A 19,216-nucleotide genomic window follows, 5' to 3' on the forward strand; every position below is an offset into this window, starting at 1 on the left:
CGCATGTACAGTCCTCTCCATGTCCATCGGTCACACCCTCCTAGGGCTCCTGGAGTCCGGGCCCCGCCACGGTTACGACCTCAAGCGGGCCTTCGACGAGAAGTTCGGTCACGACCGGCCGCTGCACTACGGCCAGGTCTACTCGACGATGTCGCGGCTGCTGAAGAACGGGCTCGTCGAAGTCGACGGGATCGAGCCCGGCGGCGGCCCCGAGCGCAAGCGGTACGCCATCACGGACGCCGGGATCACCGACGTACAGCGGTGGCTCGCGACGCCCGAGAAGCCCGAGCCGTATCTCCAGTCCACGCTGTACACCAAGGTCGTCCTCGCGCTGCTCACGCACCGGGACGCCGGCGACATCCTCGACAACCAGCGCGCCGAGCATCTGCGGATGATGCGCATCCTCACGGACCGCAAGCGCAAGGGCGACCTCGCCGACCAGCTGATCTGCGACCACGCCCTGTTCCATCTCGAAGCCGACCTGCGCTGGCTGGAGCTGACCGCCGCGCGTCTCGACAAGCTCGCGGAGGTGGTCAAGTGACCCCGGCCGGTTCCCTTCTCGTCGCCGACGCGCTGCGCAAGACCTACGGTCCGACCGTCGCGCTCGACGGCGCCGAGTTCTCCATCCACCCCGGTGAGGTCGTCGCCGTGATGGGCCCCTCCGGGTCCGGCAAGTCGACCCTGCTGCACTGTCTCGCCGGGATCGTCCCGCCCGACTCGGGCTCGATCCTGTACAACGGCCGGGAGATGGCCACGATGAACGACTCCGAGCGCAGCGCTCTGCGGCGCTCCGAGTTCGGCTTCGTCTTCCAGTTCGGGCAGCTCGTCCCCGAGCTGACCTGTGTGGAGAACGTGGCGCTGCCGCTGCGGCTGAACGGCACCTCCCGCAAGGAGGCCGAGAAGACGGCCCTGGGCTGGATGGAGCGCCTGGAGGTCGACGACCTGAGGAAGAAACGGCCCGGCGAGGTCTCCGGCGGTCAGGGGCAGCGGGTGGCCGTGGCCCGGTCGCTGGTGACCAACCCGCGCGTGCTCTTCGCCGACGAGCCGACCGGCGCCCTCGACTCCCTCAACGGCGAGCGGGTCATGGAACTGCTCACCGAGGCCGCCCGGTCCACCAACGCGGCCGTCGTCCTCGTCACGCACGAGGCACGGGTCGCCGCCTACTCCGACCGCGAGATCGTCGTACGGGACGGGAAGTCCCGGGACATGGAGCGGGTCGTATGAGCGTGAGGCAGTGGTGGAGAGACCTCTCCATGGGGGTTCGGTTCGCCTTCGCGGGCGGGCGCGAGGGGTGGGTCCGGGCGCTGCTGACCGCGGTCGGGGTCGGGCTCGGGGTGGCGTTGCTGCTGCTGACCACCGCGCTGCCGAACGCACTGGCGGTACGGCACGAGCGGGGTGACGCCCGCTCGGACATCAACTACGGGCAAGACATGAAGAAGGCCGACAACACCCTGCTGTCGGGCAACGCGTCGACCACCTTCCGGGACACCGACATCCGCGGCCGGGACCTGGAGCCCGAGGGGCCGAAGGCGCCCCTGCCGCCCGGGGTCGCGAAGTTCCCCGCGGTCGGCGAGATGGTCGTCTCCCCCGCGCTGAAGAAACTGCTGGAATCCGAGGACGGCAGGCTGTTGCGGGAGCGGCTGCCGAACCGGATCGCCGGGACGATCGCCGAGAGCGGGCTGATCGGCTCCCACGAACTCGCCTTCTACCGCGGGGCCAAGGGGCTCGCCGCCCAGGACATCAACGGCGCCGGGATCAGCCGGATCGACAAGTACGGCAACCCGAACCCCACCGAGTCGGACTCCGACCCGGTGCTGGTGCTGCTGGTCCTGGTCGTCTTCGTGGTGCTGCTGATGCCGGTCGCCGTGTTCATCACCGCGGCCGCGCGCTTCGGCGGCGAGCGGCGCGACCGGCGACTCGCGGCCCTCAGGCTGGTGGGCGCCGACGGCCGCTCGACCCGGCGGATAGCCGCCGGCGAGGCGTTGGCGGGCTCGGTGCTCGGCCTCGTCCTCGGCACCGGGTTCTTCCTGATCGGCCGCGAAGTGGCGGGCTCCGTCGAGGTGTTCGGGCAGAGCGTGTTCCCGAGCTATCTCAACCCCTCGCCGCTGCTGGCCCTGCTGGTCGCGGTCGCGGTGCCCGCGGCGGCCGTGCTGGTGACGCTGCTCGCCCTGCGGGGCGTGGTGATCGAGCCGCTCGGCGTGGTGCGTACGGCGAAGCCCGCGCGACGCAGACTGTGGTGGCGGCTGCTGCTGCCGCTGGCCGGGCTCGGGATGCTGTACCCGATGGTCGGACAGGGCCGGGACGGCGGCGACTTCAACCAGTACCTCGTCAGCGGCGGTGTCATCCTGCTGCTGGTCGGTGTGACCGCGCTGCTGCCGTGGATCGTCGAGGCGGTCGTGGCCCGGCTGGGCGCGGGCGCGGTGTCCTGGCAACTGGCCGTGCGCAGGCTCCAGTTGAGCAGCGGCACGGCGGCCCGGATGGTCAACGGCATCGCGGTCGCGGTGGCCGGGGCGATCGCGCTGCAGATGCTGTTCGCGGGCACCGAGAGCGACTACACGAAGGACACCGGCTACGACATCTCGCGGGCGCAGATGCAGGTGACCGTCCCGAAGGGGAAGACGCTCGCGGCGACCGCGGAGGAACTGGCCGCGACCAAGGGCGTCCGGCAGGTGTACGCGTTCAACGAGGGCTTCGTCAACGACGGCACGGGTGAAGACGCGAGCTGGGCCCGGGTGACCGTCGCCGACTGCACGTCCCTGCGTGAGGTGGCCAAGCTGCCCTCGTGCCGCGACGGTGACGTCTTCGTCTCGCATGTCGCGCCGGGGGCGGGCGAGAGCGACAGCGACAGGCAGGCCACCGACGACGAGTCGAACGTGACGGCCCGGCCCGGCCAGAAGCTCTACTTCGACACCTCCGAGGCCGCGGAGAAGCAGACCTCGGTCGTCTGGACGGTCCCGAAGGCCGTCAAGCAGGCGGAGTCCATCGCCGACCCGACGGGCTACCGGCGCGGCGGAATCCTGCTCACCCCGGGTGCCTTCCCGGCACAGGCCGCGGCGGGGGTGCGCGGAGAGATCTATGTGCGGGTGGACGACTCGCTGCCGGACGCGCGCGACTACGTCCGCAACACGGCCGCCCGGATCAACCCGTACGAGGAGCCCATGACCTGGGTGTCCACCGAGAGCAACGACCGCTACTCCTCCATCCGCACCGGCCTGTTCGTGGGCGCCGCCTGTGTGCTGGCGCTGATCGGGGCGAGCCTGCTGGTCTCCCAGCTGGAGCAGTTGCGGGAGCGCAGGAAGCTGCTGTCGGCACTGGTCGCCTTCGGCACCCGGCGGCGCACCCTGAGTCTGTCGGTGCTGTGGCAGACGGCGATCCCGATCACGCTCGGGCTGCTGCTGGCCTCGGTGGTGGGACTGACGCTGGGCGTGGTCCTGCTGAGGATGACGGACACCGCGGTCCGGGTGGACTGGCCGAGTGTGCTGTCGATGACCGGTGTGGGGGCCGGGGTCGTCCTCGTGGTGACCCTGCTGAGCCTTCCGCCGCTGCTGAGGCTGATGCGGCCGGACGGGCTGCGGACGGAGTAGCCGCCCGCAGCCGGGCGTCCGCTCAGAGGCTGTACTCCTTCACCACCCGCCGGACCTGGGCGAACAGCATGCCGACGTTGACCGATTTACGGCACACCACCACGGCCACGACGTCCTGCTGTTCGTTCATCCGCACGAACAGGTGCGTGAGGTTCTCGCTGTTGACCAGGATCTCCTGGAAGAAGTGGTTGTCGCCGGCCATCCCGCGACGCTCCTTGAAGACGTCCTCGATCATCACGACCGTACGGCCCTGGAACAGGTCGAGCGTCGCCCCCGCCAGGAGGTCCAGGACCTCCGGCGGGTGGTTCTCGACCGTCTCGTAGGACAGCAGCATGCCGGTGGCCATGTCGACCACACCGGACGCGACGCAGTCGGGAGCCTCGGTGCGAAGGGACTTGACCAGGCCCATCACCTGGTCGGAGAAACTCGCGGTCATACGCTTCGTCGCCATCCCTTCAGACTCCCTCTGATGCCTTTTCCGGTGCTTTCCCGGTCGCCTTGTCGGTGAGGATCGAACCGATCCGGTTCAGGGTCGGCTGGGTCGCCCGGTGCAGGTGGTCCACGTCCATGCCCTCGTCGCCGAGCACGACCATCAGGGCGGTGTCGCCGACCGCGTAGAAGGCGGCGCAGCCGTGGCTGCCGTACGTCACGGTCCGGCGCAGCGTGCCGCGGGCGGACGCCTGCGCGGTGCGCCGGGCGAGGCCGAGGCCGGCCGCGGCGAGCGCGGCGAGCCCCTCCGGGTCGATCGAGTCGGCGGTGTCCGCGGCGATGAGCAGCCCGTCCGCGGCGGCCAACGCGGTGTCCGTGATTCCGGTGACCTGTTCGCGCAGACCGCGCATTTCGAGCGCCAGAGCTTGGTGATCCATAGAGTCAACTCCCCTGATTCTGATCGCGTCTGATCGGCTTTTTCATGTCGGTGTCCCGTTTCGGAGTCGGAAGAAGTTGCCGGGTTTTCGGCGGGGCAGATCGGTTCGCGCCGGGGCCGGGGGCTGCTCCACGGGCGGGGGCCTGCGGGGCCGCAGTTCGTCGCCCTCGGGGAGCGAGCGGACCGCGACAGGCGGAGGCGGTCCCGCGCACACCAGGAGCCCCTCGTCGAGCATGCGCGCCACCTCGACGGACACGGTGTAGACGCCGCGTCCGACCCGGAAGGCGAGGTCGCGGGCGGTGCTGCGGCCGTCGGCATGCGTGAGCAACTCGCTCCGCAGGGCCCCGGACCCGCTGTCCGTGCCGGAGCGCACGGGGCGTTCCCGGTCGGGGTGCACGGGGTGCGGCAGGGCGGCGAGTGCGGCGAGTCTGCGGAGCGCGTCCTGGAGCAGCCGCAGGGGCGGCTCACCCAGCGGGACCTGCGCGAACGGCTCCGCGGTGGCGTGGCGTTCGCACTCCTCCACCCGGCCCGCGGCCATCGCGAAGGCGGCGTCGTGCAGGGCCAGCGCGCACACCACCCTGAGCTGCGCGGCCCCCGCGTAGCCGTGCGCGATGAGCGCGGTGGCCGGCCAGCGCGCACCGCCCGACTCCCGCACCAGCCCGGCCCACTGCTCGCCGCTGACCCGCCCCGAGCGCAGGAGCAGCGCCTCGGGACCCGGGGCGCCGGGCGACTCCACGGCGACCACCCGGCCGTCCCCGAAGTGGAAGATGCCGCCCGGTGTCCCGGTGATGCGCAGCTCTCCGGTGAAGCCGTCACGCCCGCACGCGGCCAGGGCCTGAGCCAGGTGTTCGTGGCCCGACATCGCACCCCCCGCGGTTTCGCACACACGCCTGACGCGTAGCGCTGAGGAGGGAAGGTGTATCAGCCGGGGCGCATATTCCGGGGGCGAGTTTCCTACCTGCCGTCAGTTGACGGAAGTTGAGCCTACGGACCGCTCAAATCACTGTGTTCGGCGCTCAATTGACCGAATCCGCGGCAGGTTTTTCAGGGTTCGGAGGCTCTTGTTCCCGCGCCGGTCCCTCCTCGGCCGTGACGACCTCGTCCTCGGGCTCGGGCGGCGCCGACTGTTCCTCGGCGTACCTCTTGAGGTAGCTCACCACCGTGTTCGTCACCGCCACCAGCGGTACGGCCACCACCGCGCCGCCGATGCCGGCCACCATGCCGCCCGTCGCGACCGTGAGGACGACCGCGAGCGGGTGGACGCGTACCGCGCGGCCGAGGATGAACGGCTGGAGGATGTGGCCCTCGATCTGCTGGACGGCGAGGACCACCGCGAGGGTCATCACCGCCGTGAACACGCCCTGGGTCACCAGCGCGACGAGGACCGCCAGCGCGCCGGAGGCGACCGCGCCCACCAGTGGGATGAACGAGAACAGGAAGATGAAGACGGCCAGCGGGACGGCCATGGGGACGTCGAGGAAGTAGATGCCGATGCCGATGAAGACGGCGTCGATGAGGGCCACCAGGACCGTGCCGCGGACGTAGGCGGTCAGGGTGTGCCAGGCGCGCGGGCCCGCGCCGGCCACGGCCGGACGGGCGGCCGCGGGGACCAGCTTCAGCGTCCAGTTCCAGATGCGCCGGCCGTCGTAGAGCAGGAAAAGGGTGGAGAAGAAGGTCAGCAGTATGCCGGTGAGGGCTTCCACGACGACCTGGACGCCCTCCAGGCCCGCCGAGGTGATCTGGTCGGTGTTGGCGCCGACCGCCTCGCGCAGGTTCTTGGCGATCTGGTTGATCTGCTTGTCGGTGACATGGAAGGGGCTCTTCAGCAGCCAGTTGCGCAGGTCGTCGATGCCGCTCTGGATCTGGTCGGAGAGGTCGTCGATGTTCTCCATGACCTGCCAGGTCACGAACCAGCCCATCAGCCCGATGATGACGAAGCCGAGGATCGCGGTGAGAGCCGTGGCGGGGCCGCGCGGGACGCCGTGCCGCATCAGACGGGCCACCGTCGGCTGGAGCAGCGCGGTGATGAGCAGGGCGACGACGAAGGCGAAGACGACGAGCTGCACGGAGCTGATGACCCGCATCAGCACCCAGACGGTGCCCGCGAGGACCAGGAGCCGCCAGCCGGCCTCGGCGGCCACCCGTACGCCCCACGGCACGGCCTGCGCCGGGTCGGGGCGGGGCACCAGCACGACGGGCGGGCGGGAGGCGGCGCGTGACGGCTTGCTCCGCTTGCGCTCAGGCGGCTCGGCGGCGTCGGCCTCGGTCTCCTCGCGGGCCACCTCGGCGCGGCGCTCGTCCAACCGCTCTCCCACATCGGTCAGCCGGGCACCGAACCGGCCGATCCACCCTGGCACTCGCGACATGATCCGTCCTCTTCCCCCGTCTCTCCTCACCACTCACCCCTGGAGTCGTCCGGTCCGACCGTACAGGGCAAAAGCCCCTCCCCCTAGGACGGGGAGGAGCTCTGGGGGGTTGAGCGGCCGGGGCGATCCGTGATCACTCGTTGCCGTGGGCCTGCCGGCCCTCGGGTGGATCCGCGAGGAGTGTCGCGTCGTCGGCGCTCTGTGCGGTGCCCGCCTGGGCGACTCCCATGACGGCACCGACAGGGGCGATCGCCGTGGCCGAGGCCACGGCGAGTCGACGTGCGGAGACCCGGCTCAGTACCAGTGGTTGGCCTGCCAGAACGACCAGGCCTCGCAGGGGCTGCCGTACCGGCTGTCCATGTAGTTGAGGCCCCACTTGATCTGGGTGGCCGGGTTGGTCTGCCAGTCGGCGCCGACCGACGACATCTTGGAGCCCGGCAGGGCCTGGAAGAGACCGTAGGCACCGGAGGAGGCGTTGACGGCCCGGTAGTTCCAGCTGGACTCGTGGTCCACGATGTTGCTGAAGCACTGGAACTGCCCGCTCGGCACCATCGAGGAAGCCATCGCCTGGATCTGCGCGACGGTGTACGAGCTCTGCACCGGGAAGCTGGAGGAGCTCCTGCTGGCCTTCTCCTTGGCCTCGGCGCGCTCCTTGGCTTCCTTGGCCGCCTGCTCGGCGGCCTCCTTCTTCTCGATCGCGGACTTGGCGGCGGCCTTGCGGGCCGACTCCTCCGCGATCTTCTTGGCGCTCGCGTCCGCGGCGATGGCCTGGTAGTCGGCCTGCTGCGTGAGGGACGCGGTCTGCACCTGAGCCTGCTCACCCGCGGGGATGTCCGCCAGGAGCGTCGTCGTGTCGGCTGCCTTCGCCTCGGCGTCGTTCGGCTGCGCGACACTGCCGGAGGCAACTCCGACAACGCTTCCGACAGCGGTGACCGCGGTGGCTGACGCCACTGCGAATCCCCGGACCGAAATCGGGCTCACACGGTTTCCTTCCAGCATCGCCCGCTTCGGTGACCCTGGCGGACGCAATCGTGCCCCTAGACACTGGCCTCCCAACTAACGGGGTCACGGGAGGCGCGGGCCCGGTGGGCAACTCCCTTGCGGGGAGCGCCGCGTGGTGCGCGGGCGGCATACGACGGACGTTATGGAGTTGGTCGTGGTGTTGCTGTGGTGCCGTACCGCTGGGGGTACAGGTGTGCCGTATGCGGGGCCTGACAGAACCGAGACTCTGCCGTAACCGGACGCCGGGTGGCAATTCTGAGTTGCGTGTGAAAGCTCACATCCCGTTTGGCCCCAGCGATTTCGAGAAACCTCGACACGCGAAGGCGCCGCCCGGCTAGGCTCTTGGCCTTTCCGGACGGCGCCAACTCGCTGCGGGTTACCCCGTATTGCCTTAGATCTGGACGTCCTCCAGCATTTCGGTCACAAGGGCCGCGATCTGGGACCTCTCGGACCTCGTCAGCGTGACGTGGGCGAAGAGGGGGTGTCCCTTCAGCTTCTCCACCACGGCGACCACACCGTCGTAGCGACCGACCCGCAGATTGTCCCGCTGGGCCACGTCATGGGTCAGAACGACCCGTGAATTCGCGCCGATCCGGGACAGAACGGTGAGAAGGACATTCCGTTCCAGGGACTGCGCCTCGTCCACGATCACGAACGCGTCGTGGAGCGAGCGGCCGCGGATGTGCGTGAGCGGCAGGACCTCCAGCATGCCGCGCGCGGTGACCTCCTCGATGACCTCGCGGCTGGTGACCGCGGACAGCGTGTCGAAGACCGCCTGCGCCCAGGGGCCCATCTTCTCGGACTCGGAGCCCGGCAGATAGCCGAGTTCCTGCCCGCCCACCGCGTACAGCGGCCGGAAGACCATCACCTTCTTGTGCTGGCGGCGCTCCAGGACCGCCTCCAGACCGGCGCACAACGCGAGCGCCGACTTGCCGGTGCCGGCCCGGCCGCCCATGGACACGATCCCGATGTCCGGGTCCAGGAGGATGTCCAGCGCGATGCGCTGCTCCGCGCTGCGGCCCTTGATGCCGAACGCCTCCCGGTCGCCGCGCACCAGCCGGACGTTGCCCTCGGGCGAGACCCGGCCGAGCGCCTTGCCGCGCTCGGAGTGGATGGTCAGCCCTGTGTGCACGGGCAGGTCGGAGACCTCGGGGACGTAGACATGGCCTTCGTCGAAGAGGATGTCCACCTGCTCGCCGGGCAGGGTCAGTTCGGACATTCCGGTCCAGCCGGAGGAGCCCGTGATGGCGAGTTCGGCGCGGTACTCCTCGGCGAGGAGCCCGACCGAGGACGCCTTGATCCTGAGCGGGAGGTCCTTCGAGACGACGGTGACGTCGTACCCCTCGGCCTGCAGGTTGCGGGCGACCGCGAGGATGCGGGAGTCGTTGTCCCCCAGGCGGTAGCCGCTGGGCAGCACGCTGGGGTCCGAGTGGTTGAGCTCGACACGAACGGTTCCGCCCAGGTCCCCGATCGGGATGGGCGCGTCGAGACGGCCGTGCCGGACCCGGAAGTCGTCGAGCAGGCGCAGGGCCTGCCGGGCGAAGTAGCCGAGTTCGGGATGGTGCCGCTTGGCCTCCAGTTCCGTCACCACGACGATGGGAAGCACGACCTCGTGCTCGTCGAAGCGGCTCAGGGCGTTGGGGTCCGACAGCAGAACACTGGTGTCGAGGACATAAGTGCGCCGGTCTGGCTTGTGGCGCTTTGCGCTGGTCACCACGGAAGGACGTACCCCCTCGGAAGAGGTCGGGGAGCGACGGAGTGGAGCTGGACCGGTCGACGGCCCGTTTGCACGGGCCGGGAACCGGCCCTCCACTGCTTCTCCCGTGCTGTGACCGCACGGCAAGGCTGGTGCAAAGGGCCTCCCGGGCGGACGGCCCCGTGCCGCCCGCTGAGATCCGACACCCGTGGTTCGGGCATCGACCTGACTGGCTTATGCCCTCGAACATGCGGTGCCATGCCGACGCGTACGACGGCGACCCGGTGAACTCCTAGTTACTTCTGTCGCGAACGGGGTAGTCGAGCACTCTCTGTGAAGCGTCTGTCAGCCGCCGTAGCGGCGGTGGCGGGCCGCGTAGTCGCGCAGCGCGCGCAGGAAGTCGACCTTGCGGAAGGCCGGCCAGAAGACCTCGCAGAAGTAGTACTCCGAGTGGGCGGTCTGCCACAGCATGAATCCGGACAGCCGCTGCTCGCCGCTGGTCCGGATCACGAGATCGGGGTCGGGCTGGTCGCCGGTGTAGAGGTGGCGGCCGATCATGTCGATGTCGACGGCCTCGGCGAGCTCCTCCATCGAGGTGCCCTTGTCGTGCGCGTCAAGCAGCATCGACCGTACGGCGTCGGCGATCTCCTGGCGGCCGCCGTAGCCGATGGCGACGTTGACGAGTATTCCGTCGACGTGGGCGGTGGACTCCTCCGCCTCCTTCAGCGCCGTCTGCATCGGGGCGGGCAGCAGGTCCGGGGTGCCGACGTGGTGGACCCGCCAGCGGCCGTCGGCGGCGAGGGTGCGCACGACGTCCTCGATGATGCCGAGGAGGGGGCCGAGCTCCTCCGGCGGGCGGTTGAAGTTGTCCGTCGACAGCAGCCAGAGGGTGACGACCTCGACGTCCGTCTCGCTGCACCAGCCGAGGAACTCCTCGATCTTCTCCGCGCCGGCACGGTGGCCGTCCACGGGGGTGGAACCGGCGGCCTTCGCCCAGCGCCGGCTGCCGTCCACGATGACCCCGATGTGCTTGGGCACCTGGGCGTGGTCCAGGTGGCCTTCCACCCGGCGTGCGTAGAGCCTGACGAGCAGGCCGCGCAGCTTGTCGCGCAGGTTCACGTGAAAGTCAGCCCCTTTGAGATGGCGGTCCCCGCGGCTAGAGCGTACCGGGGCTTCCGGGCGCCAACTGCGCGGGGCCTTCTGGCGCCTGGGCGACCGCGGGCCGTCGGGGACCGGTCGCGCCCCTGCGGCGGAGCGTCCGTCGGCCTGTGCCCCGCGCCCTGCTGGGTACCCCGGCCGCGCCTGTCATGCGCGTCTCGGCGCACAAAAAAACGGGCCGGTCCGTGGGGGGGAGACGGACCGGCCCGAGGGGGGGTTTCCACCATAACCCTTCGTGAGGGCTGGCGCGTGCATCGGCGTGCCACAACTACTCTCCGGAGTCGGACGGCGACGGCGCGGTGGCCGGTCGAAGCCCTGTTCATGGGGGTTTCGTGGCCGAATCGCGGCGGAATCATGGGGGCGTGGGGCATCGCCCGCGTGGGTGACTCCGGGTCGGAACGTTTCTTTGACGCCGGGAAGTGGGCGTGGCACCGCGCAGCCCCCTCCTCTGCGCGGTGCCACCGCGCAGCTTTGCTGACGCGAATTGCCTCTCCTTGAATTTACGTCAGCCGGGGTCCTGACGCGAGCCGCCTGGGATAACGATGTGGAAACCCCGTGAAGACCATGGATATGCGGGGCAGGTCGGCCATCGATGGACCCATTGTCCGCTTTGCAGGCATCTGGGGGCGCCAGTGGACGGGCGGTCAGTGCGCAGACGGCTTGCGGGCCTCGAAGAGATGGCGGCTGCTGTGGGCGACGAAGGGCCCCTCGGCCTCGATCCGCTCGTGCAGGGACCGCAGTCGGGGCTCGTACTCCGCCACGGTGAAACCCGGCACCATCCACACCACCTTCCGCATGAAGTGCACGACGGCGGCGATGTCGTGGAACTCGATCCGCAGCCGCTCGGCACGCAGGTCGACGATCTCCAGTCCGGCGGCCTCGGCGGCGGCGCGTTCGCGGTCGGGGTGGCGGTCCGCGCTCTGCGCCGCGGGCTGCGGGCCGAGGAAGTGCTCGACGAGCTCGAAGACGCTGCGCGGGCCGACATGCTGGGCGAAGTAGGTGCCGCCGGGCTGGAGCACGCGGGCGATCTCCGCCCACTGGGGGTTGACCGGGTGTCGGCTGCTGACCAGGTCGAAGGTGTCGTCGGCGAAGGGCAGCGGCGCGTCCTCCGGTGCGGCGACGACCACGACGCCGCGCGGCCGCAGCAGGGCGGTGGCCTTGGCGGTGTTCGGCGGCCAGCCCTCGGTGGCCGCGGCGAGCACGGGTGTCTTGACCCCCTGCCCGAGGGCGAAGTCCATGACCTCGCCACCGCCGGTCTGAATGTCGAGCGAGGCGGCGGCAGCGGCCAGCCGTCCGGCCAGGGCGCGCGCGTACCCCCACGAGGGCCGCGCCTCGGTGGCCCGCCCCTCGAACCACGAGAAGTCCCACCCTTCGGTGGGCACGGCGGCGCCCTCGGCGACGAGGTCCTCGAAAGTGCGGGTGGGTCGGGGGGTCATGGGGTGATCGTGGCAGGAGGGAGGGGGTGGGCGCCGCTCAATTTCGCCGCCGCAAGGTTTCGCCGCCGCGAGATTTCGGCACCGGGAGATTTCGGTACTGCTCGATTCCGTCCTCCCGTCCTCCCGTCCTCCCGCGCTCGGGGCGCCGTACTCCGAGCGCCGTACTCCGGTCGCTCCTCATGGCACCAGCGGCCGGACGTCCTGCGCGACGAACCGTACGAAGCCCTCCGGGTCGGGTTCGTCGGCCGTCGGCTGGAGGACGACCGTGTCGGCGCCGGCGTCGACGAGCCGCTGGACGGCCTTGGCGACGGCATCCGCGTCCCCGGCGACCCCGAGGTCGGGGACGTCGGCGAAGCCCTCGTCGGTGAGTTCGGCGCGCAGCCGGGCGGTCGCGTCGGGTCCGGTGGCGGTGAGGAGGTAGACGACGACCCGGTGCGGATCCGTACGGCCCGCCTTTTGCCGCCCCTCGTCGATGAGCCCGCGGGCCCGGCGGACGCCCTCGGGCGGGGTGCCGGCCGTGAGCACCGTGCCGTCGGCGGCCTCGCCGGTCAGGCGGAGGGTGCGGGGGCCGGTGGCCCCGGTGAGCACCTCCACGGGGCCGTCGGGCGGCCAGTCGAGGGCGACGTCGTCCAGCGAGACGTACCGCCCTCGCGTGGAGACGCGCTCTCCTGCCAACAGGGCCCGCAGCGCGAGGAGATGCTCACGCAGCAGGGTGAGGGGCGACTCCGCGCGCGCTCCCACCTGCCCCATCCAGTCCTGCACACCGTGGCCGACGGCGAGGACCGCCCGTCCCGGGAACATCCGGTGCAGGGTGGCCGCCTCCATCGCGGTGATGGCGACGTTCCGCAGCGGGACGGGGAGCAGACCGACGCCGATCCGTACCCGCTCGGTCCACGCGAGGGCGGCAGCGGCGGTGGAGATCCCGCCCTCCCGGAAGCAGTCCTCCCACAGCCAGAGCTCTTCGAGCCCCGTCTCGTCGGCGAGCCGGGCGAGGGCCCGCAGCCGCTCGGGAGGGAGTTGGGGACGGAACACAGCGCCGAGTGCGGTCATGCCGCCCTTCCTACCCAGGGGGGAGACACGGGACAACTTCTTTACGGGGCCGTACGGATCCCCGGTTCCGGTTCGTACCGCAGCAGTACGACGCCATTGCCGAAGGTGTGCGACTCGACGAGCCGGAGGGAGGTCAGCGTGTCGGCGTGCGGGAAGAGGGGCTTGCCCCGGCCGACGAGGACGGGGTGGACGTAGATCCGCAGCTCGTCGACGAGGCCGTACCGCAGGAAGGTCTCCCCCAACTCGGCCCCGCCCAGGGCGAGATCACCGCCCGGCTGCTCCTTCAGCGCGCGGACCTCTTCCGGTACGACCTCACGGACGAGGGTGGAGTTCCAGTCGACGTGTGTGAGGGTCCGGGAGTAGACGACCTTGGGGAGGTCCCGCCAGATCGGGGCGAACTCCCTGACGGACGCGGGGGCTTCGGGGTCGGCGTCGGCGGTGGGCCAGTAGTCGGCCATGAGCTCGTAGACGACCCGGCCGTGGAGCAGCCCGCCCATGCTCCCGACCGTGGCGTTCATGTGCGTGTGCAGCTCGTCGTCGACCCGGTGCCAGCTGATGTCACGGTCGTGGCCCTCGATGTAGCCGTCGAGGGACATGGACATCATCAGGACGATTTTCCGCATCGGCCACCTGACCTGGGCAGTGGAGAGAGGATCGGCTCCCAAGGTATCGGGAGCGACAGGGACGGCGTGGGAACGCCATGGCGGGAGAGGTGGCTCCGGGATGGGGCGCTGGCTGGACGGGCGGGGCGAGCTGGTCGTGCACAGGGAACGGATCGTGCACGGGGAACAGATCGTGCACGGGGAACAGATCGTGCACGGGGAGCGGGACGGGTTCGCCGTACCGCTGGAGATAGCGACCTCCTACCGGGCCCGGACGAGGGGGCTCCTGGGCCGGGACGGTGTCGAGGGGGCCCTGCTCCTCTCCCCCGCGGGCAGCGTGCACACCTTCCGCATGCGCATCCCCATCGACGTCGCCTACCTCGACCGCCGACTCCGCGTCATCGCCGTCCGCACGATGAAGCCGGGGCGGCTGGGGCTGCCACGGGTGCGGTCCCGGCATGTGCTGGAGGCGGAGGCGGGGGCGATGGAAGGGTGGGGGGTGCGGGTGGGGGTGCGGGTGGAGATCGTGGTGGAGTGATGGGGGCGTGAGTGACGGTGCTTGGCGTGACGGCGGGGGGACGGTGCGTGGAGTGACGGTGTGTGGGGACGCGCCGGCTCAGCCGACTTATCCGAACGCGCTGACGGCGAGGTCGGACGACGGGAATCGCAGGTTGAGGCTGCTGCCGGTGTTGACCGCCACATAGCACCCGTACAGGACCTTGGCGAGCTCCCCTCCGTTCATCGCCCGCACATGCCGACCGTCGTCCGGGACGTAGGGGGCGCTGGTGTACACGTCCAGATGGCGCTCACCGTCGTCGCCCTCGCGGAAGCGGAGCTTGCCGTCCGACTCGGCGGAGACCAGCACGGTGCCCGCGCGGAGGGCGTCCAGGAATGCCTCGGCCGTGCCTCGGCGAGCCCGGAATGCCTGCAACGCGCGCTCCACGTCATTCTCCGGAGCACGCCATCGCAGCGCGGTGAGGGTGGGCTCGTAGTCGGGGTTGAAGTGGAACTCGCCGATCTCGCCGTTCTCGTCGATGGGCCAGCCGCCCAGCTTCCCGTGGTCCGGTACCTCGCCGTGCGGGTTGGTGTAGGCCGGGTCGATGGCGAAGATCACCCTGCCGGGCTGACGCCGGGCGGAACGCCGCATCTCCTCGGTCACCTGGGGTGCGAGCATCTTCGGTCCGCGGAAGGGGATGACGGGATACGCATGGATCTTCAGATCGCGGGGTTCGCGGTGCCACTTGCCGTCGCCGACGATCTCTTCCCTCAGGACCGCCAGGCTGGGCGCCTCCTGCCACGGCCCGGGCAGCGCGCGCCCCGGAAACGGGTAACCGCCTTGCTGCACCATCTCGGCCAATGCCTCGGTCGGGGCGAGGCCTCGTTGTTTCGCGGATCGCCGCAGTTCTCTCCACAAGCCGGTGGCATTACTGGCTTCGGGTCCCTGCTCCTCGCGCACGAGGTAGCAGACGGCCCCCTCCGCATCCGACGCGAACAGCGCCCCCAGAATCCCCTCCATATTGGCCACGACCACGTACTGCACAGGACCGTCCGCAGACAGTTCGTAGTCGTCCGGGCCGCCGGTCAGCCGTGGTTGCAGGTCGCCCGCCAGCCGAGAGAAGGGCCTCTCCTCGGAGTGCTCGTCCTGGCCGCGCTGTTCACTCATCGATGGATCTTTCCGTAGATCTGCCACTGCCCGTTCGCGTCCTTGAACGCTTCGGTGACCGTGTATTCGTTGCCGCGGCCGAGCAGCAGTTCACGCTCGTCGGCACCGTAGCGGCCCACCTTCTCCACATACAGGCCCGGGGTCCCCTCAGCCACGCGCAGGTGCAGGACAGCGTCCTTGTTCGTGAACACGGCGTCTCCCAATGAGGTGGACATGTAGGCGTCGTCCGTGAACTTCTTGCCGATCATGTCTGCCGGGTGCGCGGAACGCATCTTCTCCAGATAGTGCTCCAGGCCGGTGCCGCGGCGGACCACGACGTCCTCGGGAAGAGCGTTCCCGGCGAGCGCCTTGTCGAGCTGCTCGACGTGCCGGCGTACCTGCGGGCTGTCGTAGTAGCCGCCCTCCCCCTCCCGCAGGAACCCGTTGATCCGGTGGTGCTCGGGCCCCGTGTAGTCGTGCACCGCTGCCTTCTGCTCGTCGGGAAGGCTCTCCGCATAGTCGTTCCAGTGCTTGGCGCCGTACTGTGCCGCGTCCGCGTTGCTGTCGAAGGTGACGGCGCCGTCGGAGATCTCAGCCATCGCCGCCCGATGCTGTGCGATGTCCTCTGGCGGTCCCGGTGGGGGGTGGGCGCTCTTCGTCCCCGCTTCCGGGGTCGGTGGGCCCTCCCCGGAGGAGTCGGAGGCGTCCCACCTGCCGCGCGAGGCGTCCTTGGTGGTGTCGGCCGCGGCGTCCGCGGCCCCCTCACCGTGCTGGACCGTCCAGCCGTCCGGCAGCCCGCCCTCCTTGGCCGCCGCTTGGCCGACCGACTCGCCCGTGCCCTCGGCTGCCGTCCCGACCGCCTCGCGGCCGCCACGCTCCGCCGCGGTCTCCACGCCGTCCTTCGCGATCGCGGTCATGGTGCGGCGGGCCGCAGCCACCCCGGTCGCCGCGCCGCCGGTGACCGCGTCACTCGCGAGGTCGAAGGTGAGGGTGCCGAGTGCCTCGGCCGGGTCGGTGGACCAGCCCGAGCCGACCAGTGACTTGGCGGTGCGCACCGGATGGTTGACGGCCGTGAGCAGCCCCATGCCGGTGACGGAGACGTTCTGGAGGTACTGCGCGGGATGGGTCAGGTTGTAGGGGTCCATCGGGTTGACCGTCCGCACCATGCGGATCAGGCCCGTGCCGCCTTTGACGAATCCGCCGGCGAAGTGTTCGAGCTCCAGGTTGACGGCCCTCGTGCCGTCCATGAAACCGGCCTTGAGCTTGGCCAGGGTGCCCGGCTCGGCCGGGGCCGACGCGAAAGCATCGGTCACCTTGGCCGTGGCGTTCTCGGCGGCGGAGTCCCGTGTGCGCCGGGCGCGCCTGAGGATCTCACGGGCCGCGTCGCGGCCTGCTTCGCCGGGGTCCACGAACTCCCCCGGGTCAGTAGGAACTTGGGCCCCCGAGCGCGATGTCTCACCGAGCGACAGAACGCCTTGGTACTGCTGGTACTCCCAGGCCTGCCGGTCGTACGTCTGCCGGGCCGCGGAACTGTTCGCCTCGGCGGTCCGCCACTTCTCGATCGCCTCGGCCGCCTGCCCACGCGCCCAGGAGACGGTGTGCGCGTACTCCGCCAGGGCGTCCGCCGCGGCGGTACAGGCGTCGGCCGCGGTCAGCCACCGCTTGGGGTGGGTGGTGAAGGACTCCCGGAAGGAATCGGCCGCCGTGCCGGTCCAGCGATCCGGGTCGAGCTTCTTCAGCGCCTGCCCGGTGCCTTCGAAGGCGGATGCGAAGGCATTCAGATGCCGGACCGTATCCTCCAGGTCCCCGGTCGATCCGTGGATCAGCTCACCCGGCTGGTCCGTCTCCCCCAGCTCCCGTTCGGGCACCACGGCGCCAGCCGCCCCGGTGACGTACTCGGCGCCGTCACGGACCCTTTCCCCGACGGACTTCGGGCCGACCACGTCCAGGCTGTCGCCCACCGCGTCCGCGGTCGCGTTGACCCCGTCGGAGAGTCCTTGCCTGATGCCGTCGCCCAGATCCCCCAGCTCCCCCAGGACGCCCATCAGGCACCGTCCTCGGGCGTGACCGACTCCACCGACTCCCGCACGAACTCCCTGCCGGCCCGCAGCTGTGTGCCGTACTGGCCACTGGTGGTCAGGTCCTCCTCGGTCTCCTGCCAGCTCTGACCCATCTGCTGCACGGCACCGGACGCCGACTCCTGCGAAAGATCCGGCGTCCAGGCCGCCTTGGCCCCGGACTCGACCTGGCTCCACGACATCCGGGCGGCGTCCTGGCTGGAGACGGTCGGGGCGCCGTAGTTGGCCACGACGACGTCCTTGAGCACCCCAACGCCGTACTCCTCTGCCTCGTGGTAGTAACCGGCCGACAGGTCGAGCTTCTCGGCGATCTCGTTGCCCTCGTCGACCAGGGCCTTCACACCCCACTCCCAGCGTTCCGCGAAGGTGCCGAACGCCTTGGCGAGCCCGGCGTGGCCCATCTGCAGCGGGCTCAGCTCCAGGCTGTCGAACCCGAACCCGACGGCGCCGCCGCCTACTTGCCCGACGGCCTGCAGCTCCTCGATCGTCTGGTTGATGCCTTTGGCGGCCTGCTGGAGGACTTCGGGGTCCGCCCCATAGCCATCATTCATGTGCGGTCCAGGTCCAGAAGATCGACCGCCACCCGGTCCGGCACGACCCCGGACACCGGAGGCATGAGGAGCTGCCGGATGCCGCCCACGTCGACCGCGATCCCGGTGGCGGTCCGGGTCTCGGTGACAGCGGCGGGTACGGCGATGTCGAGCAGCCGGGAGCCGAGCACGGTCCAGTAGCGGATACGGCCGCTCGCCCAGCCGAAGTCGTTACCCGTCTCGGCGCGGGCTCGCGCGAAACGCTTCAACTCGGTTGTGGACGTGAAGGCGTACAGCCACTGGACACCGTCCGTCTCGACCGAGCAGGCCGGTTCGCTCTCGGCGAGCGGGACGTACAGGGCGGCCGCGCGGAAGGCCGCGAGCAGTCTGTCGCCGTCGCCCTGTCCGTCGTAGAGGTCGTGGATCTCGGCGGCCAGCGTTGCCCGTGCGAGCGCGCCCACGCCACCCGTCGGGCTGTTGGCCGCATCCGCCTTCATGCGTGGTCACCCCGTGACTGATCTTGTGATGCGCGAAAGCACATCACGGTGAACATGTGCGAGTCCAACCGGGTGGGACGGGCGTTGCCAAGGACGACGGCAAACCAGGCGATTCCGGAACCGGACTCGTTCAGCTGCCCTTCTGTTGCCCTTGCCGAGGGTGCGGCGGTCCGCGCGTCGCCTTGAATCTTGCTTGTGGACGAGGTGAGTTGAGTTCACCGTGGTCTTGTGACGGAACGTTGTGATGTTCGGTCCGTCAGTGAGCGCCAGTAGAGTTGGGGCAGGTCGGGGACGGTCGGAGAGCGGATGCGCCCGGCAGCAGTCCTGACGCGAGCACGACACGCGCGACCGACCGCGAGTGACGTAGCGAAAAAACGGGGAGCTGGGCATGGCCGAAGAAGTGAGCGTCGATCTCGACGAACTCGAGAAGACCGTCACCGCGTTGAACCAGGTACTGAGCGATCTCGGCAAGGCGAACACGGATACGGCGACCAACACGTATCTCCCCGAAGGCGCCCTCGGAACCGGATTCGACGAGGCGCACAAACTCGCCAACGCCCACAACGAGATGAAGACGTACATCGAGGACGTCGTGAAGTATCTCAACACGGTCATGGACGAGTTCGGGCGCAAGACGAAGTACACCCACGGGGCCTACCAGGACTCGGACTACGCGGCGCAGGCGAGTTTCCCGAACGCGGGGCACTGAT

At 70.0% G+C, this 19,216-nt stretch carries 20 protein-coding genes; 5 read left to right on the forward strand and 15 right to left on the reverse strand.

What is annotated here, in order from left to right; genetic code table 11:
* The first annotated feature begins 19 nt into the window (after positions 1-19).
* From D1369_RS14270 to D1369_RS14280, 3 genes are read left to right on the forward strand one after another with little or no spacing between them, the layout of a single operon-like run.
* The gene (locus tag D1369_RS14270) at positions 20-541 is read left to right on the forward strand and encodes a PadR family transcriptional regulator (protein WP_007384438.1); all 522 of its coding nucleotides are present in this window, start codon (positions 20-22) and stop codon (positions 539-541) included.
* Positions 538-1,224 (forward strand): ABC transporter ATP-binding protein, encoded by a 687-nt coding sequence (locus D1369_RS14275; RefSeq protein ID WP_007384437.1) that lies wholly within the window; start codon positions 538-540, stop codon positions 1,222-1,224. The genes D1369_RS14270 and D1369_RS14275 overlap by 4 nt, the downstream gene beginning before the upstream one ends.
* Complete coding sequence (locus D1369_RS14280; protein WP_037901309.1) at positions 1,221-3,584, forward strand: FtsX-like permease family protein; 2,364 nt, start codon at positions 1,221-1,223, stop codon at positions 3,582-3,584. Before D1369_RS14275 ends, D1369_RS14280 begins: the two co-directional genes overlap by 4 nt.
* Positions 3,585-3,606: 22 nt before the next feature.
* Here D1369_RS14280 and D1369_RS14285 read toward each other — a convergent pair whose 3' ends face one another.
* From D1369_RS14285 to D1369_RS14330, 11 genes are all read right to left on the reverse strand, one after another.
* Positions 3,607-4,035: a hypothetical protein gene (locus D1369_RS14285; RefSeq protein ID WP_007384435.1), complete on the reverse strand. Its 429-nt coding sequence runs from the start codon at positions 4,033-4,035 to the stop codon at positions 3,607-3,609.
* Positions 4,036-4,039: 4 nt separating this feature from the next.
* Positions 4,040-4,450 carry a roadblock/LC7 domain-containing protein gene (locus D1369_RS14290; RefSeq protein WP_007384434.1) on the reverse strand — a complete coding sequence of 137 codons (411 nt, stop codon included), beginning with the start codon at positions 4,448-4,450 and terminating at the stop codon, positions 4,040-4,042.
* Positions 4,451-4,492: 42 nt separating this feature from the next.
* The gene (locus D1369_RS14295) at positions 4,493-5,311 is read right to left on the reverse strand and encodes a hypothetical protein (RefSeq protein WP_037901308.1); all 819 of its coding nucleotides are present in this window, start codon (positions 5,309-5,311) and stop codon (positions 4,493-4,495) included.
* A 154-nt stretch (positions 5,312-5,465) separates the two neighbouring features.
* Positions 5,466-6,815, reverse strand: a complete 1,350-nt coding sequence (locus D1369_RS14300; protein WP_118082474.1) for an AI-2E family transporter — start codon at positions 6,813-6,815, stop codon at positions 5,466-5,468.
* Positions 6,816-6,948: 133 nt separating this feature from the next.
* A complete protein-coding gene (locus D1369_RS44525) occupies positions 6,949-7,083 on the reverse strand; it encodes a hypothetical protein (protein ID WP_007384431.1) in 135 nt (44 codons plus the stop codon).
* Positions 7,084-7,109: 26 nt separating this feature from the next.
* Positions 7,110-7,796, reverse strand: a complete 687-nt coding sequence (locus D1369_RS14305; protein WP_205574471.1) for a transglycosylase SLT domain-containing protein — start codon at positions 7,794-7,796, stop codon at positions 7,110-7,112.
* 412 nt (positions 7,797-8,208) lie between these two features.
* The gene (locus D1369_RS14310) at positions 8,209-9,534 is read right to left on the reverse strand and encodes a PhoH family protein (RefSeq protein WP_007384429.1); all 1,326 of its coding nucleotides are present in this window, start codon (positions 9,532-9,534) and stop codon (positions 8,209-8,211) included.
* A 324-nt stretch (positions 9,535-9,858) separates the two neighbouring features.
* Positions 9,859-10,632, reverse strand: a complete 774-nt coding sequence (locus tag D1369_RS14315) for an isoprenyl transferase (protein ID WP_007384428.1) — start codon at positions 10,630-10,632, stop codon at positions 9,859-9,861.
* Positions 10,633-11,315: 683 nt separating this feature from the next.
* Complete coding sequence (locus D1369_RS14320) at positions 11,316-12,107, reverse strand: methyltransferase domain-containing protein (RefSeq protein WP_007384427.1); 792 nt, start codon at positions 12,105-12,107, stop codon at positions 11,316-11,318.
* A 177-nt stretch (positions 12,108-12,284) separates the two neighbouring features.
* The gene (locus D1369_RS14325) at positions 12,285-13,157 is read right to left on the reverse strand and encodes an LLM class flavin-dependent oxidoreductase (RefSeq protein WP_007384426.1); all 873 of its coding nucleotides are present in this window, start codon (positions 13,155-13,157) and stop codon (positions 12,285-12,287) included.
* 41 nt (positions 13,158-13,198) lie between these two features.
* Positions 13,199-13,780: a dihydrofolate reductase family protein gene (locus tag D1369_RS14330; protein ID WP_007384425.1), complete on the reverse strand. Its 582-nt coding sequence runs from the start codon at positions 13,778-13,780 to the stop codon at positions 13,199-13,201.
* A gap of 100 nt (positions 13,781-13,880) precedes the next feature.
* On the opposite strand from D1369_RS14330, the gene D1369_RS14335 reads away from it, so the two are divergent.
* Positions 13,881-14,297: a DUF192 domain-containing protein gene (locus D1369_RS14335; protein ID WP_037901304.1), complete on the forward strand. Its 417-nt coding sequence runs from the start codon at positions 13,881-13,883 to the stop codon at positions 14,295-14,297.
* An 87-nt stretch (positions 14,298-14,384) separates the two neighbouring features.
* Here D1369_RS14335 and D1369_RS14340 read toward each other — a convergent pair whose 3' ends face one another.
* Genes D1369_RS14340 through D1369_RS14355 form a run of 4 tightly spaced genes read right to left on the reverse strand, consistent with a single transcriptional unit; the run spans position 14,385 to position 18,506 of the window.
* Complete coding sequence (locus tag D1369_RS14340; protein ID WP_037901303.1) at positions 14,385-15,422, reverse strand: type VII secretion system-associated protein; 1,038 nt, start codon at positions 15,420-15,422, stop codon at positions 14,385-14,387.
* Positions 15,419-17,446: a putative T7SS-secreted protein gene (locus D1369_RS14345; RefSeq protein WP_118082475.1), complete on the reverse strand. Its 2,028-nt coding sequence runs from the start codon at positions 17,444-17,446 to the stop codon at positions 15,419-15,421. Before D1369_RS14345 ends, D1369_RS14340 begins: the two co-directional genes overlap by 4 nt.
* Positions 17,446-18,030 carry a hypothetical protein gene (locus D1369_RS14350; protein ID WP_037901300.1) on the reverse strand — a complete coding sequence of 195 codons (585 nt, stop codon included), beginning with the start codon at positions 18,028-18,030 and terminating at the stop codon, positions 17,446-17,448. The genes D1369_RS14345 and D1369_RS14350 overlap by 1 nt, the downstream gene beginning before the upstream one ends.
* The gene (locus tag D1369_RS14355; protein ID WP_106433531.1) at positions 18,027-18,506 is read right to left on the reverse strand and encodes a hypothetical protein; all 480 of its coding nucleotides are present in this window, start codon (positions 18,504-18,506) and stop codon (positions 18,027-18,029) included. The genes D1369_RS14350 and D1369_RS14355 overlap by 4 nt, the downstream gene beginning before the upstream one ends.
* 388 nt (positions 18,507-18,894) lie before the next feature.
* Here D1369_RS14355 and D1369_RS14360 point away from each other — a divergent pair, with 388 nt between their 5' ends.
* Positions 18,895-19,215: a hypothetical protein gene (locus D1369_RS14360; protein WP_007384419.1), complete on the forward strand. Its 321-nt coding sequence runs from the start codon at positions 18,895-18,897 to the stop codon at positions 19,213-19,215.
* Position 19,216: the final 1 nt, after the last annotated feature.

Source organism: Streptomyces sp. CC0208, from assembly GCF_003443735.1.
Classification (GTDB): Bacteria; Actinomycetota; Actinomycetes; order Streptomycetales; family Streptomycetaceae; genus Streptomyces; species Streptomyces sviceus.